General features: G+C 61.2%; 9 protein-coding genes. 5 read left to right on the top strand and 4 right to left on the bottom strand.

The window, feature by feature from the left end:
• Positions 1-6 precede the first annotated feature (6 nt).
• Both WFJ47_RS01995 and WFJ47_RS01990 read left to right on the top strand, forming a co-directional pair.
• Complete coding sequence (locus WFJ47_RS01995; protein WP_336760527.1) at positions 7-2,976, top strand: glycosyltransferase; 2,970 nt, start codon at positions 7-9, stop codon at positions 2,974-2,976.
• Positions 2,977-3,035: 59 nt separating this feature from the next.
• Positions 3,036-4,049, top strand: a complete 1,014-nt coding sequence (locus WFJ47_RS01990) for a glycosyltransferase (RefSeq protein WP_336760525.1) — start codon at positions 3,036-3,038, stop codon at positions 4,047-4,049.
• Between the two features lie 418 nt (positions 4,050-4,467).
• On the opposite strand, the gene WFJ47_RS01985 is transcribed toward WFJ47_RS01990, so the two are convergent.
• The 4 genes from WFJ47_RS01985 to carA form a co-directional block, all read right to left on the bottom strand.
• On the bottom strand, positions 4,468-5,679 hold the full coding sequence (locus tag WFJ47_RS01985) for a threonine ammonia-lyase (RefSeq protein ID WP_336760523.1): 1,212 nt from the start codon (positions 5,677-5,679) through the stop codon (positions 4,468-4,470).
• Between the two features lie 72 nt (positions 5,680-5,751).
• Positions 5,752-6,225, bottom strand: coding sequence for a transcription elongation factor GreA (gene greA / locus WFJ47_RS01980; protein ID WP_127102787.1), 474 nt, complete (start codon positions 6,223-6,225; stop codon positions 5,752-5,754).
• 403 nt (positions 6,226-6,628) lie between these two features.
• Entirely contained in the window at positions 6,629-9,883 is a 3,255-nt protein-coding gene (gene carB, locus WFJ47_RS01975) for a carbamoyl-phosphate synthase large subunit (RefSeq protein ID WP_336760519.1), read from the bottom strand.
• A gap of 3 nt (positions 9,884-9,886) precedes the next feature.
• Positions 9,887-11,239 carry a glutamine-hydrolyzing carbamoyl-phosphate synthase small subunit gene (gene carA, locus WFJ47_RS01970; protein WP_336760517.1) on the bottom strand — a complete coding sequence of 451 codons (1,353 nt, stop codon included), beginning with the start codon at positions 11,237-11,239 and terminating at the stop codon, positions 9,887-9,889.
• A 183-nt stretch (positions 11,240-11,422) separates the two neighbouring features.
• Here carA and WFJ47_RS01965 point away from each other — a divergent pair, with 183 nt between their 5' ends.
• From WFJ47_RS01965 to rpoD, 3 genes are all read left to right on the top strand, one after another.
• A complete protein-coding gene (locus tag WFJ47_RS01965; protein WP_127102790.1) occupies positions 11,423-11,875 on the top strand; it encodes a GatB/YqeY domain-containing protein in 453 nt (150 codons plus the stop codon).
• Positions 11,876-11,889: 14 nt separating this feature from the next.
• Positions 11,890-13,752: a DNA primase gene (gene dnaG, locus WFJ47_RS01960; RefSeq protein ID WP_336760514.1), complete on the top strand. Its 1,863-nt coding sequence runs from the start codon at positions 11,890-11,892 to the stop codon at positions 13,750-13,752.
• A gap of 319 nt (positions 13,753-14,071) precedes the next feature.
• A complete protein-coding gene (rpoD, locus tag WFJ47_RS01955) occupies positions 14,072-16,021 on the top strand; it encodes an RNA polymerase sigma factor RpoD (RefSeq protein WP_127102792.1) in 1,950 nt (649 codons plus the stop codon).
• Positions 16,022-16,031: the final 10 nt, after the last annotated feature.

Genomic DNA, 16,031 nt, shown 5'->3' with positions numbered 1-16,031 from the left:
CGTCTGATGCAGTATGAGCGCAAACCAAAATGGCGGGTCATCGATGAGGAGTGGTACCTGCGCGAGAACCCGAAGGCGGTTGACGAGATCGATACCAACGGGTTGCGCGGGGCCGAGGAGCATTATGAGACGATCGGCAAGTCCTATGGATTGTCGCCGAACCGCTACTTCGACGAGACGTGGTACAGACAGGCCTATCCCGAGATCTACGCGCAGATCTGCCGCGGAGAGATCGCGTCCGGTTTCGATCACTACTGCAGGAAGGGTTTTGCAACTCATGCGCCTCACTGGCTGTTCTCGGAGGATTATTACCGGTTCCATCACGCGACGCCGGTCATCGCTGCGGTCGCCAATGGGCTTTATGTGAATGGCTACGACCATTTCCTGGAAACGGGCGATGCTGACGGACTGAGCGGTCACTGGTTTCTGGACCCGGGCAGTTTTGCCGCGATCGGTGAGGCGGAGCCGAGTGCATTGCTGGGGGGGCATGGTGCGTTTGACACGCTGATCGTGCATCATCCGGAACTTGCAGATCAGTTCCGCCTGTCGTGGTACTTCGACCCGATCTGGTATGGGCAAACCTATCCCGAGGCGGTTCATGAGGTGGCAGCCGGGCGATATAAGTCACTCTTGCACCATTATCTTGCGAACCAGACCCCCCGTCAGTTCAGTCCGCAATCCTATTTTGACGAGCAGTACTACTGTCGGATCAATGTGGATGTGCTTCCGAGCATCGAAAACGGTACGTTCCGCAACGGCTACGACCATTTCCTGCGCAATGGCGTTTCCGAGGGGCGCAATCCCATCGACGGGATCGAGCTCAAGGTTGTCACGAACCGCCCCCATATCCGCGCGCTGATCGCTGCGGGCGTCCATAACGACACTTTTGCCTGCTGGGTCGCGCAGCGGGTGAGATACGGCACCAGCATCGATCTGCCTCCCCCAGATGAGGCGCAGACCCGGCTTCATTTCGAGGCGGAGGCGCGTATCCTGCTCCGGGCAATGGGGCAGGCCAATCGTCCGGATTTCACCCATGGTGGCGAGCCCGAGCTTTCCGTCATCGTAGTGCTGCATAACAAATTCACGCTGACGATGCAGGCCCTGGCCTCGCTACGGGCCAATTACCCGGGCGCGTTACAGCTCATTCTGGTAGACTCCGCCTCGACGGACGAGACCATCCGGATTGAGCAACACGTGCTCGGTGCCGAGATCCTGCGCTATCGTTACAATATCGGCTATCTTGATGGCTGCAACGCGGCCCTCGAACGCGTGCGTGCGCCCCATCTGCTCTACCTCAATAATGATTTGCGCCTTTTTCCGAACGCGATCCGCAATGCCTTGTCGCGGCTTCAGGCTGCTGAGGATATTGCTGCGGTCGGGGCGAAGCTGGTGCGCAGCAACATGAAGCTGCAGGAGGCGGGGTCGATCGTCTGGCGTGGCGGCGCGACCTATGGCTATCGCCGTGATGACGATCCCAATATTGCCGAAGCGAATTTCGTCAGGGACGTGGATTACTGCTCCGCCGCGTTTCTGCTCGTACGGAGTGGTATCGCGCGGGCTCTGGGCGGGTATGACCCGATCTATCGACCGGCCTATTTCGAGGATACGGATTTCTGCCTACGGATCACGCGCTCGGGGCAGCGTATCGTCTATGATCCGACGGTCATGGTCGAGCATCTCGAATTCGGCAGTTCCGGGACAGCTGGCTCTCACGCACAGATGCAGATCAATCATCGCATCTTCGGGCGGCAGCATCAGGATTATCTGCGGCACAAACTTCCGGCCCATCTGAGCAATGCCGTCCTTGCACGCTCGCCGCGCAGCACGCGTCGTAAGATCCTGTTCATAGAAGATCGCATCCCGTTGCGGTCGCTCGGTTCAGGTTATGTGCGTTCCAACGATCTTGTCTGGGCGATGAGCGCGCTCGGCTATCAGGTTACCGTTTTTCCTGTCCTCCCGCGTGCTGTCACCTATAACGATCTTGCTTCGGATTTCCCCGACGATGTCGAGGTCATGGCACAGAGCGATCTGGCTGATCTTGCCGGCTTCATCGAGGAGCGCGCTGGATATTATGATCTGGTCTGGATCGGGCGCACGCATAACCTGATACGCCTGCTGCCGGTGCTCTCCGAGTTGGGCCGTCATCTCCCCACTGGCAGCATCATTCTGGACACCGAGGTCGTTGCAGCGCCGAGGACGATCGAGAAGGCGCGGTTTCACCCACCGAAGGAGGCGCTTCCGTCTCTGGATGAGATGGTGTTGCGCGAGCTCGAGGCGGCTCATTACTGTCAGCAGATCATTGCGGTGTCTGCACATGATGCCGGGCTCATACGTGGCGCCGGCTATGGCAATGTCAGCATACTCGGCCATTCCATGCCCTTGCGCCCCGATGCGGCCTCTTTTCATGAGCGCAAAGATTTCCTGTTCGTGGGTGCGCTGCATGAGCGCGATGCGCCGAATTTCGATAGCCTCATCTGGCTCATCGAGGATGTATTGCCCGAGCTGGACGAGCATCTCCCCGAGGATGTGAAACTGACCGTCGCGGGATATGTTCACCCAGCTGTGGATACGACGTTGTTACGGGCGTCGAGGCGCGTGAACTGGCTGGGACCGGTCGAGGACCTTTCGGCCCTTTATGCCACGCATCGCATCTTTGTAGCGCCGACGCGCTATGCGAGCGGTCTGCCCTACAAGGTTCATGAGGCCGCGTCATTCGGCCTGCCGGTGGTCGCAACGCGGCTTCTCGCCACGCAGATGGCCTGGCGCGACGGTGCAGAGATCGTCAGTGTCTCGAGTGAGGATCCGATCGCTTTCGCATTTGCGATGGCCGAACTCTACGAGAACGAAGAAAAATGGAAGATGATTCGCAGCGGCGTCTTGCACGCGGTGGAGCGCGACTGCGATCCTGCGCGGTTCAGGACAGCGCTGGGAGCGATTGTTGAAGCCAGCATTGAGCATGCCGGCGGCCATGTCTGAGACAGGATCAATAGTGCGAATGCCGCTATCGGTCGGAATGAAGAACGGATTGAGAAATCATGTCAGCAGTTAAGAAAACCAGAGAAACGCAGGCTGCTGGCAGGACGCAGCGTGTGCTCGTGTGCAGTGGCGGTCGCTACGAGTCCCAAGCCAACGCTCAGATTCGTGAGTCGATCATGGATGGCTGGGCGGAATGCTTCGGCGATGAGAACGTGATTGCCGTGCATATCAGCGGTGCCGCAGCCTCGATCGAGCGCCTGCAACCGACGATCGTCTTCGCTATCGGCTCCTATCTCCCGGAGAGCACCTATTTCGGGGAGGTATGCCGTGAGGCAAAGAAGATCGGTGCCATTACTGTTTTCTGGGCTACAGAAGATCCCTACGAGCAGGATGCGAATTACCGCATCACCGATGATTTCGATGTGGTGTTCTCCTGCGATCGCTGGGGCCATAATTTCTACCAGCGCGAGCGCGTCTATCATCTGCCTCTCGCGGCGAGCCGAAAGCTGCATTACGCGCCGATCGAGGCTGGGGTAGAGAAATCGATCGACGTCTTGTTCTGTGGCGTGGCGTTCACGAGCCGCAAGGATATCGTGCGCAACCTGATGCCGACACTGCGCAACCTGAACGTCAAGATCATCGGTCCGGGCTGGGGTGAGTTTGGTATCGGCTTTTCCGATGCGCGTATCGAGAAAGCTCAGCTGATCGAACTCTACCGCCGCTCCAAGCTCGTTCTGAATCTTGGCCGCTCGCTTCATTTCGAGAACAAGCGCTTCATGATCGCACCCTCCACGCCGGGGCCGCGCACGTTTGAGGCGGCGGCAGCGGGGGCGTTCCAAGTCTTCCATGAAGACACGTACGAACTGCGCCGCTATTTCACGGCCGAAGAGATCCCGACTTTCTCGAACAAGATCGATTTTGACCGTCTCGTGGCGCGCTATATCGACGATACGCCGCTCTGCATCGAAATGGCCCGTCGCGCTCAGGAGCGGACCATGAGTGAGCATACTTACGGTCACCGTATCCGTGCGGCCATCGAGGTCCTGAAGCGTGAGGGGTTCCTCGAGGGCTGAGGCTCTCGGTTTCATGGGCAGGGCGATGAGAGTCCCTGTCCGTGAGCGCGTCTCATGCGCTCGCAAGCGCAAGACGCGCGGAAGAACGCGCGGTGAGTGATCCTGTGATTACCATGGATACCGCATGCTTTGCCGCAGATGCGGCTCAGGAATGCATCCTAAATTACGCTCGTCGATCCGCTGTCGCTGATTATCTTCGCGGTACCGCATTTTCGCGACGGCTGGGACAAGACCGTGCCCATGTGTCTTTCTGCACAGGATATGCTGCCAGGGCGAGTAGGGAAGATGAGCCCCTTACGACAAGGCATAGCGGACTACGTTTTATGCCCTGCCGGATGGGTACAGCCGGATCAATTCCGTCAAGCGGAGGACGAGTCACCTCCGCGCAGATGCCCGCTCGTAGTGAGCGGGCAGAGCCTTAACCACGCACAAGATGATAGTGGCTGCGCAGATCGGCCTCGATCTGATCGGCATGGGTGCCGTCTCGGGCTTCGATCATGATCTCCAGCTCCGCCGTCTGAACCGAAGGCGCAGCGAAGAGACGCTGATGAGATACCTCGATGATATTACCCCCCGCATTACCGATGCGGGTCGAGATGTCAGCCAGAACGCCGGGGCGATCAGGTATCTGCAAGGTGAGCGACAGCAGGCGACCGTCGCGGCGCAGCGCGCGTAGCAGCGTATTGGCGAAGATACGCGTGCCGATATTCCCGCCCGTAATTGGCAGGGCCACACGCTTGCCCTCAAAGATTTCGGGATAGGCCATGACGGCGGCGAGTGCTGCGGCGCCAGCGCCTTCAGAGACCTGCTTCGCCTGCTCGGCCAGATGGGCAATAGCGGATTCCACCTGCAACTCGGTCACGACCAGGACCCGATCCAGGAGTGGGCTGACCGTCTCGAAACAGGTATTGCCAATCTGCATGACGGCGATGCCCTCGGCGATGGTAGAGCCGCCGCGCGCCTGAACCGCTGCTTCGGGGAACGCGGAGAGCGAGGCATGGCTCTCAACCTGGACACCGATGATCTTCGTGTTGGGGCTGAGAGCGGCCGCCGCGATGGCGGAGCCACTGATCAACCCGCCGCCGCCAATGGGCAGAACAAGATAATCGAGCGCCGGACTATCTTCTATCAGCTCGATGGCGAATGTCCCCTGACCGGCCATGACGGCTACGTCATTGAAGGGATGCACCAGAACGAGGCCGTGCTTCTGACGGATCTCTTCGGCGACGAGTGAGGCCTCGGCGAAATCCTCGCCATCGGTCACGACATGAGCGCCCCAGCCGCGTGTGCGTTCCACCTTGGCGGAAGGGGTATGACGGGGCATGACGATGGTGGCATCAATGCCGAGCAGGCTGGCATGACGCGCCACGCCCTGAGAGTGATTGCCCGCCGAGACGGCAATCACGCCGCGCTTTTTCTCATCCGTGCTCAGGAGCGCCAGCTTGTTGGCAGCGCCACGCTCCTTGAACGAGGCCACAGCCTGCAAATTCTCGAGCTTCAGCCAGATATCCGCGCCCGTCATCTTGGAGAGCGCGGCGCAGCGAATGCTGGGCGTACGCATGATATGCGGGGCGATCCGCTCATGAGCGGCAAGGATATCGGCGAAGGAGAGGGTGAGGCTTTCAGACACGGTCTTCTTTTCTTGCTTTGGGGCCGGCCGCCCGAAACAGCCAGACGCCAGCCCGTGCTGATGCTGATCCGCTTATTTGAAAACGACGGTCAGGATCTCATAGCTTTTGTCGCCACCGGGCGTGGGTACGGTCACGCTGTCGCCCACGGATTTGCCAATGAGCGCCTTGGCAAGCGGCGAGGAAACGGAGAGACGGCCAAGCTTGATATCAGCCTCGTGGACGCCCACGATCTGATAGCTGCTTTCCTTGTCGGTTTCCTCATCGACCAGTTCGATATGGGCGCCGAACTTCACCGTATCGCCCGAGAGCTGCGAGGGATCGATGACCTCGGCGGTCGAGATCAGTTCCTCAAGTTCGAGAACGCGTCCTTCGATGAATGACTGGCGGTCGCGTGCAGCGTGGTATTCGGCATTTTCCGAAAGATCGCCATGGGCGCGTGCCTCGGCAATGGCGCGGATGACGGCAGGACGGTCTTCGCTTTTCAGCCGACGCAGTTCATCTTCTAGACGGGTCAAACCTTCACCGGTCATCGGAATCTTCTGCACAGCGCATTCCCCAAAACGAGTTCAGCCCTCGCGCAGCGCCCTGAGACAAGATGTCCCGGGGCCCTGCACGGGGCATGGATGGGCATGAGACAATCCCCGCCCGCAATTTGATCAGATAAATTAGGGCTTCCGGGGCGTGAATTCAAGGCAAGCCTCGGAAGGAGACCCTGTTTTGTACAGAGTTGATCAATGGGGGAAGGGAAACAGGTCTCCGTCCTGAGACCCGTCAGAGGGCGGTTGCCCTTTGGAGATCCTCTACCGGAGGTGGCGATGCAGGAATGCACGGCACCCGTAGAATAAGGATGAGAGGGGCGACCCCCTTTCCGGAGCACGAGGCAGAGCCTCGCCAAACCCCCACCCGGTCAAAAAATCGGGCAGGGGAAAGGGACAAAGCTCCGCCGCCTCAGAAGGCGCGTTTGAAGTAGGATTGAAGCGGCGCCACATCCAGCTCGCCATCCTTGATGGCCGAGATGGCATAGATCGCCGCCCGCGCGCCCGCGAGGGTGGTGAAATGGGGCACACCCCCGAGCAGCGAGGAGCGACGGATATCGAAACTGTCGCGCACGGCCTGGGCGCCCTGAGCGGTGTTGATGACAAGCTGCACGTCACCCGAGCGGATGGCATCGACACAGTTCGGGCGGCCTTCCAGCACCTTGTTCACGCGCTTGACGGGAATACCGGCCTCTTCAAGGCGGGCTGCCGTGCCGCGAGTGGCGAGGATGCTGAAGCCCATCTCGATCAGCTTGCGCCCAAGCGCCTGAAGCTGTGTCTTGTGTCCATCGCGTACCGAGAGCAGCACCGCACCCGCCTGGGGCAGGACCACACCGGCACCAAGCTGCGACTTGGCAAAGGCGCGCTCGAAGCTGCTGTCGAGACCGATGACTTCACCCGTCGAGCGCATTTCCGGCCCGAGAATGGTGTCCGTATCGGCAAAGCGATGGAACGGGAAGACGGCTTCCTTGACGGCCACGTGCGGCGCAATGGCATCGCCATCGAGCTTGAAGCTCGAAAGCTTGGCGCCTGCCATCACGCAGGCGCCAATCTTGGCCACCGGCACGCCGGTCGCCTTGGCGACGAAAGGCACCGTGCGCGAGGCGCGCGGGTTCACCTCGAGCACGAAAACCTCGTGGTCCTTGATGGCGTATTGCACGTTCATCAGACCGACGATGCCCAGCTCACGCGCCATGGCTTCGGTCTGGGCCTTCAGCTCGGTCACAATGGCGGGGGAGAGGGTATAGGGCGGCAGCGAGCAGGCAGAGTCACCGGAATGGATACCGGCTTCCTCGATATGCTCCATCACGCCCGCGACATATACGTCCTGTCCGTCGCAGATGCAGTCCACATCGGCTTCGATGGCGTCGTTTAGATAGCGGTCGAGTAGGATCGGGCCGGAAGAGACCTCGGCCCCGGCCAGAACGAGCGTATTGCGCAGATAGCGCTGGAGCCCTGCCGGATCATAGACGATCTCCATCGCACGGCCGCCCAGCACATAGGACGGACGAACCACGACCGGGTAGCCAACCTTTTCGGCCACGGCTTCGGCTTCACCCGGCGTACGGGCAATGCCGTTTTCGGGCTGACGCAGGCCAAGCTTGCGCAGCAGGGCCTGGAAGCGTTCGCGGTCTTCTGCACGGTCGATGGCGTCAGCCGGGGTGCCGAGCAGCGGAATACCAGCGGCTTCAAGCGCACGCGACAGTTTCAGCGGGGTCTGGCCACCATATTGCACGATGCAGCCCAGAATCTCGCCACCAGCCTGTTCGGTGCGGATGAGAGAGATCACATCTTCATCGGTCAGCGGTTCGAAATAGAGACGGTCCGACGTGTCGTAATCGGTCGAGACAGTCTCGGGGTTGCAGTTGACCATGATGGTCTCGAACCCGGCCTCGCGCAGCGCATAGGCAGCATGCACACAGCAATAATCGAACTCGATACCCTGTCCGATACGGTTCGGGCCACCGCCAAGAATGATGATCTTCTTGCGGTCGGTTGGACGGCTTTCACATTCCGGCACACCGAACCCGCCCTCATAGGTCGAGTAGAGATAGGGTGTGTCGGAGGCGAACTCGCCTGCGCAGGTATCGATGCGCTTATAGGCCGGAGTCACGGCAAGCTTGAGACGGAATGCGGCGACGTCCTCGGCACTCTGGCCCGTCAGACGGGCAAGCTGGCGGTCGGAGAAGCCCTGCGCCTTGATGCGGCGCAGATTGCGGGCATCTTTGGGCAGGCCATTGGCGGCAATCTCGTTCTCGGTGACGATGATATCGTGCAGCTGACGCAGGAACCAGGGCTCGAAGCGGCAGGAAGCATTGATGTCTTCAAGGGACAGCCCGGCGCGCATGGCCTGTGCGGCCATGAGGATACGCTCGGGGCGCGGCTCGGAGAGCGCGGCGCGATAGGCATCGAGCGAGCCGTCGCCCGGGGCTTCGACGGGGTCGAGGCCTGTCAGCCCCGTTTCCATCGAGCGCAGACCCTTCTGCAGGGCTTCGGCGAAGGAGCGACCGACCGACATGGCCTCACCCACCGACTTCATCGAGGTCGAGAGCAGGGCAGGGGCACCGGGGAATTTCTCGAAGGTGAAGCGCGGAATCTTCACCACGACATAGTCGATGGTCGGCTCGAAGCTGGCGGGCGTCGTGCCTGTAATATCGTTGGCGAGCTCGTCCAGCGTGTAGCCCACGGCCAGCTTGGCCGCGATCTTGGCGATGGGGAAACCTGTCGCCTTGGAGGCCAGCGCCGAGGAGCGTGACACGCGCGGATTCATTTCGATGACGACAATACGCCCATCATCGGGATTGATGCCGAACTGCACGTTTGACCCACCCGTCTCGACACCGATCTTGCGCAGACAGGCAATCGAGATGTCGCGGAGCTTCTGATACTCCTTGTCGGTCAGGGTGAGGGCCGGGGCGACGGTGATGGAGTCACCCGTATGCACGCCCATCGGGTCGATATTTTCGATGGAGCAGACGATGATGCAGTTATCCGCCTTGTCGCGGACGACTTCCATCTCGAATTCCTTCCAGCCCAGCACGGATTCCTCGATCAGAACCTCGGTGGTGGGGGAGGCATCGAGACCGCCAGCCACGATCTGGTCGAATTCCTCACGGTTATAGGCAATGCCGCCACCAGCGCCGCCCATGGTGAAGGAGGGGCGGATGATGGCGGGCAGGCCAACTGATTCCAGCGCCGCACGGGCTTCTTCCAGGGTATGGGCGATGGTGCTGCGCGGGGATTCCACGCCGATCTCGTCCATGGCCTCGCGGAATTTCTGACGGTCCTCGGCGCGGTCGATGACTTCGGCATTGGCGCCGATCAGTTCGACATTATGCTTCTTGAGGAAGCCGGACTTGTCGAGCGCCATGGCGGCGTTCAGAGCCGTCTGGCCACCCATCGTCGGCAGAACCGCGTCGGGCTTTTCCTTGAGGATGATGCGTTCGACGAATTCCGGGGTAATCGGCTCGACATAGGTCGCATCGGCCAGACCCGGATCGGTCATGATGGTGGCCGGGTTGGAGTTGATGAGGATGACGCGATAGCCTTCCTCCTTCAGCGCCTTGCAGGCCTGGGTGCCGGAATAGTCAAACTCGCAGGCCTGGCCGATCACGATGGGGCCAGCGCCGATGATGAGGATCGACGAGATATCTGTACGTTTCGGCATGGATCAGGCTGCCTTCTTGTCCATGAGCGCGACGAAGCGCTCGAAGAGATAGAATGAATCGGACGGTCCCGGGCTGGCCTCGGGATGATACTGAACCGAGAAGGCATCGAGCTTGGTGCTACGAATGCCCTCATTCGAGCCGTCGAACAGGCTGGTATGGGTGATGATCACGTCTTCGGGCAGGGATTTGTCATCTACCGCAAAGCCGTGATTCTGGCTGGTGATTTCCACGCGGCCCGAAGCGAGGTCCTTGACTGGCTGGTTCGCGCCGCGATGGCCGCGTTCCAGCTTGTAGGTCTTCGCCCCAAGAGCCTGAGCCAGAAGCTGATGGCCGAGGCAGATGCCGAAGACGGGGATGTCCGCATCCAGCACGCCCTTGATGGCGGGAACCGCGTAGATTCCGGTCGCGGCCGGGTCACCGGGACCATTGGAGAGGAACACGCCCTCGGGGTTGTGGCGCAGGATCTCTTCCGCCGTTGCGGTTGCAGGCACCACGGTCACGTCGCAGCCTGCCGTCACGAGGCAGCGCAGGATGTTGCGCTTGGCGCCATAATCGACAGCCACGACGCGTCGGCGTGTGCTGCGCTCCGTGGCAGGCTTCTGCCAGACGCCCAGCTCCCAGGAATAGCTCTGGGTGCAGGTCACGTCCTTGGCCAGATCCATGCCTTCGAGGCCGGGCCATGAAACGGCTTGGGCGCGCAAGGCACCAAGGTCGAACTGGCCGTCCTTGGGGAAGGCGAGGACGGCGGTCTGGGGGCCGCCATCGCGCAGGCGGCGGGTGATCAGGCGCGTATCGATGCCCGAGATACCGGGCAGGTTCTGGCCGATCATCCACGTGGCGAGGGTCTGAGTCGAGCGCCAGTTGGCGGGCAGGGTCACGTCTTCCTTCACCACAACGCCGCGTGCGGCCACGCGCTGGGCCTCGTCATCCTCGGCATTCGTGCCGACATTGCCGATATGTGGAAAGGTGAAGGTCACGATCTGCCCGGCAAAGGACGGATCGGTGAGCGTCTCCTGATAGCCGCTCATGCCGGTATTGAAGCAGAGCTCGCCAATGGCGGCGCCATCGGTATGGGCGCCAAAGCCGACGCCCCACAAAACGGTGCCATCGGCCAGAACGAGGGCGGCATTCGCGCCTTCAGGGCAGGTATCGGTCACGGTCGGTCTATCCTCCTGAGGCGTCTGCGGATCGAGGTCCGAGAGGGAAATGCCGGGCAGGCGCAGCAGTGCCGCCCAGTGCTTGCCGGGGATGGCGCGCGATTGGCGCCATTTGCGTATGGCCTCGGTGCCGACGCCGGTCAGGCCTGCCAGCGCCTCGGCGCCGCCTGCCTTCTCGATGATCTCTTCGATGTCCATGGCTGTCCTCCCGTCCTTTTCTCTCGGACGCTCGTGGTCTTGGTGCTAGATAGGCGCTTGAGAAGGGAATGGGAAGTTTTTTCCCACTCCTTCAGGTGGCCCGAAATGTGGGAAAAATATTCCCGCGCGCTGAGGGCGAGAATGCGGACTGGCCGTTGCGCCAGAGCCGGGAAAGGAAAGACAATGTCCCTGAGAGAGACGATCTCGAACGACCTGAAGACCGCCATGAAGGCCAAGGAAATGGACCGCGTGGCGCAGATCCGTGGCATCACTGCGCGCATCAAGGACCTTGATGTAGCGGCGCGCGCCAATGGCAAGGAAGTTGGGGATGAGGACATCCTCCCGATGCTGCGCAGCATGATCAAGTCGCGCACCGAATCGGCCACCATGTATCGCGAGGGCGGTCGCCCCGAACTGGCCGAGAAGGAAGAGGCCGAGATCGAGACGATCAAGACCTACCTCCCGCCTGAGATGGACGAGGCGACGCTGAATGCCGAGATCGACGCCGCCATCGCCGAGGCCGGTGCCACCAGCATGAAGGAAATGGGCAAGGTCATGGGCGTGCTCAAGGCAAAGTTCGGCAGCGCGCTCGATATGGGCCGCGTGAATCCCGTCGTCAAAGCCCGCCTCTCCTGAGCGCAGGCTGAAGCATGGCGTTCGATCCCGGTTTTCTGGACGAGCTGCGCGCCCGTACCCCCATCGCGGCGGTGATCGGGCGTCGCACCAAGCTCAGCCGTTCGGGCCGTAACTGGAAGGCCTGTTGCCCCTTCCATGGGGAAAAGACGCCGTCCTTCTATGTCTATGACGATCATTTTCATTGCTTCGGCTGTGGGGTGCATGGCGATGTGATCTCCTTCGTCATGCAGAGCGAGGGGCGCAGCTTTCCCGAGGCGGTCGAGCAACTGGCCAATGAGGCCGGGCTCGACATGCCGCGTCAGGACCCGAGGCAGGAGGCCCGCTCCCGCGAGGCACGCTCTTTGGGCGACGTGCTGGAGGCGGTGCAGAACGTTTATCGTCAGGCGCTTTACGCTCCAGCCGGACGTCAGGCTCTGGCCTATCTGCGTCGTCGCGGCCTGACCGATGCCACGATCGAGCGGTTTGGCCTGGGCTGGGCGGGGGAAGGGCGCGGCGCCCTGCTCGAAGCCCTGCGCGGGCAGGACATCACGGCGGATCAGCTCATGCAGGCCGGGTTGATGCGTGTGGATGAGCATGGCGCACCGAGGGGCGAGCTGTTCTTCTCACGCGTGATGTTTCCCATACGCGACCGCCGCGGCAAGCTGATCTCTTTCGGAGGGCGGACGCTGGGTGATGCCCAGCCCAAATATGTGAACGGCCCCGAGACGGCGCTCTTTTCCAAGCGCCGCGCCCTCTATAATCTGGATCAGGCGCGTAACGCCTTACGTGACCCTGGTCAGACCCTGATCGTGGCCGAAGGCTATATGGATGTCATCTCCCTTGCTCAGGCCGGGTTTGAGGCCGCTGTGGCACCGCTCGGCACCGCGATGGGAGTAGAGCAGCTGGAATTGCTCTGGCGCGAAGCGTCCCATCCCGTTCTCTGTCTCGATGGCGATGCGGCGGGCGCGCGCGCCGCGCTGCGTGTCGCCGAACTGGCATTGCCCCTGCTATCGCCCGAGCGCAGTCTCAAATTCTGTCGCCTCGATCCCAAGGACGACCCGGATAGCCTCATCCGGCGTGATGGGCCTCAGGCCATGCGTCAGGTGATTGAAGGCGCGCGTTCGCTTGCGGATGAGTTGTTCCAGCTCATGCTGTCTGGGGTGCAGCATGACGTGCCCGAACAGCGCGCGGCGCTGAAGAAGCGGCTTGAGGCTTCTGCGGCACTGATTGCAGACAAGGATCTGGCGTCCGAGTATCGACGCGCGCTGATGGATCGTTTTTTTGCCTCCGCCCAGCGCGGCGGCGGGCGGGCTGGCACCGGACGGGGTATGCCGGCGCGGCGCACGTCCGGTCAGGGTGGGGCGGCAGGCGGCGCGCGGCAGAACAGGGCGCGGACAATCGAGGTCGGCAGCGGGGCACTGGAGCGGCTGCGTCTCTTGACCACATTGGTGCTCCGTCATCCCGCCATCCTGCCGCAGATCGAGGATCCCTATGGGCGCCTTGATCTGCCTCATCCTTTGGATGAGTTGCGCGACGCCGTTCTGGACTGGTTCGGAGCGCAGGCAGACACGCATCCCGAGGCCCTCACGTCAGCGGCCTGTCTCGTAGCGCTGGATAATGAGGGGCTCGGTGATGAGGCCCGGGGACTTCTTGAGCGCGGCGTACTCCCCCCGGCTCAGGCGGAAAAGAACGGTCTGTTCAGCCTGGAGCCCATACAGCAGTGGTGGCATTTCTTCGGGCTCGTCAATTTCCCTGCCTTTGTGCGCGAAGTGGAGCAGGACATGCAGGCCGCGCTGGCCAATCCGTCCCTTGAAGGATTGCCTGACGCGCTGCTTGTACGTCTGCGTACCCTCGATCGCCTGCGCCGCGGGGAAGAAGGCGATGAGGATGAGGGATGAACTCTTCCTGAAAGCCTCAAATGTTCAGGGAGCGCGCGCCGATAGATAGGGATAACGGGGAATAACGCGGAGCCCAGCCAAAGGCGCGACTCGAAAAGAGCGACCCCTACCCTTGACTTCGGGGCGCGTATCGCCCACCTGCACGATGCCGAAATTGCTGGCGCTCGCGCTGGTGGATCGCAATTGGAAGAGAGGTCAGCCCTGGGGCTGACGGGCGGGTCGGCGTTCTGTGCTTGCAGAGCGCTGGCCAAGCGCGTTTCTTTCATGGCTGGTTTTATGCGTGGCGTTCGATAGGGCGTGCGGGAGCAGGGAGTAGGGTATGGCGACGAAAGCGGCCACGGGAACGGAGCGGAACGCGCAGGACCAGGACGGCGATACCAATGTCCTCGACACGCAATCCGGTGCGGTCAAGCGGCTCATCGCCAAGGGACGTGAGCGCGGCCATATCACGTTCGACGAGCTGAATGCTGTCCTGCCGCAGGACCAGATGTCTTCTGAGCAGATCGAAGACATCATGGCGATCTTCTCCGAAATGGGAATCCAGGTCGTTGAGAACGAGGAAAACGAGGATTCTGACGAACCCGAGGAGAAATCCGAGGAAAAGGAAGAAGCCGAGGACGCCGAAGAATCCCCAACTGGCAATGTGAGCGAGAGCGCAGGCCGTACCGATGACCCGGTACGCATGTACCTGCGCGAAATGGGCTCGGTCGAGCTGCTGTCGCGCGAGGGCGAAATCGCCATTGCCAAGCGCATCGAAGCCGGTCGCGATGAAATGATCGGCGGGCTGTGCGAGAGCCCGCTGACCTTCCGCGCCATCATCTCCTGGCATGACAAGCTGAAGGAAGGCGAGATGTTGCTGCGCGACATCGTCGATCTGGAGGCCATGCAGGGCGGTCCTTCCGAGGAGGAAACCGCCGAGAACGAGAATGGGGAAGAGAACGAGGATAACCTCGACGAGGAGCCCGCAAACGAGGAAGGCGGCGACCCGGAGAGCTCCGGTCTGTCCCTTTCTGCGCTCGAGGAAAAGCTCAAGCCCGAAATCCTGGCCCATTTCGAGGCGATCGAGCCTCTTTACGATACGCTGCGCGCGCTGCAGGTGCGCCGTATCGAGACCCTAACCAGTGGATCCGAAACCAGCGGCTCTTCCGAGCAGGAGTACGAGAAACTCCGCATGGAACTCGTGAAGATGGTCGAGCAGGTCCATCTCCATAACAACCGCATCGAGGAGCTTGTGACCCAGCTCAAGGTGCAGTTCCAGCGCCTGAACAACCTCGAAGGTCGCATGCTGCGCATGGCGGAAAGCTGCCGCGTATCACGTGACGACTTCCTGCAGAAATATCGCGGCTACGAGCTCGACCCCAACTGGTTGGCCTCCGTCTCGGCACTTTCCGGCAAATCCTGGAAGAATTTCACGACGCGCTATGCCGAGCAGATCATCGATCTGCGTAATCAGGTGGCGGATCTGGCGCATAGCACCGGCTTGCCGGTGGGCGAGTTCCGTCGTGTCTATGCCGTGGTCTCGCGCGGCGAGCGTGATACCACCCGCGCCAAGAAGGAAATGATCGAGGCCAATCTCCGCCTCGTGATCTCGATCGCCAAGAAATACACCAATCGCGGTCTGCAGTTCCTGGATCTGATCCAGGAGGGCAATATCGGCCTGATGAAGGCGGTGGACAAGTTCGAGTATCGTCGCGGCTACAAGTTCTCGACCTATGCGACATGGTGGATCCGTCAGGCCATCACGCGTTCGATTGCCGATCAGGCGCGCACCATCCGTATTCCGGTGCACATGATCGAGACGATCAACAAGCTCGTGCGCACGTCACGTCAGATGCTGCATGAAATAGGTCGCGAGCCCGCGCCTGAGGAACTGGCCGAGAAGCTGGGTATGCCGCTTGAGAAAGTGCGCAAGGTGCTCAAGATCGCCAAGGAGCCGATCTCTCTCGAAACCCCGATCGGTGACGAGGAAGACAGCCATCTGGGTGACTTCATCGAGGACAAGACCGCTGTCATCCCGCTGGATGCCGCGATCCAGACCAATCTGCGCGAGGCGACCACGCGCGTTCTGGCCTCGCTCACCCCGCGTGAGGAACGTGTGTTGCGTATGCGCTTTGGTATTGGCATGAATACCGATCATACGCTGGAAGAAGTCGGGCAGCAGTTCAACGTGACCCGCGAGCGTATCCGCCAGATCGAGGCGAAGGCGCTTCGCAAGCTCAAACATCCGAGCCGCAGCCGCAAGCTGCGGTCCTTCCTCGACGACAACTGATCGGCGGGGT

This window comes from Asaia sp. VD9, assembly GCF_037150015.1.
GTDB lineage: Bacteria > Pseudomonadota > Alphaproteobacteria > Acetobacterales > Acetobacteraceae > Asaia.
The sequence above is the reverse complement of the archived record's forward strand: the minus strand, read 5'-3'. Positions and strand labels throughout refer to the sequence as shown.

Bases quoted from the DNA above. Each gene is read 5' to 3' on its own strand.
- WFJ47_RS01965 (WP_127102790.1), top strand. From the start codon at position 11,423: ATGTCCCTGAGAGAGACGATCTCGAACGACCTGAAGACCGCCATGAAG.
- dnaG (WP_336760514.1), top strand. From the start codon at position 11,890: ATGGCGTTCGATCCCGGTTTTCTGGACGAGCTGCGCGCCCGTACCCCC.
- carB (WP_336760519.1), bottom strand. From the start codon at position 9,883: ATGCCGAAACGTACAGATATCTCGTCGATCCTCATCATCGGCGCTGGC.
- WFJ47_RS01990 (WP_336760525.1), top strand. From the start codon at position 3,036: ATGTCAGCAGTTAAGAAAACCAGAGAAACGCAGGCTGCTGGCAGGACG.
- carA (WP_336760517.1), bottom strand. From the start codon at position 11,239: ATGGACATCGAAGAGATCATCGAGAAGGCAGGCGGCGCCGAGGCGCTG.
- rpoD (WP_127102792.1), top strand. From the start codon at position 14,072: ATGGCGACGAAAGCGGCCACGGGAACGGAGCGGAACGCGCAGGACCAG.
- WFJ47_RS01995 (WP_336760527.1), top strand. From the start codon at position 7: ATGCAGTATGAGCGCAAACCAAAATGGCGGGTCATCGATGAGGAGTGG.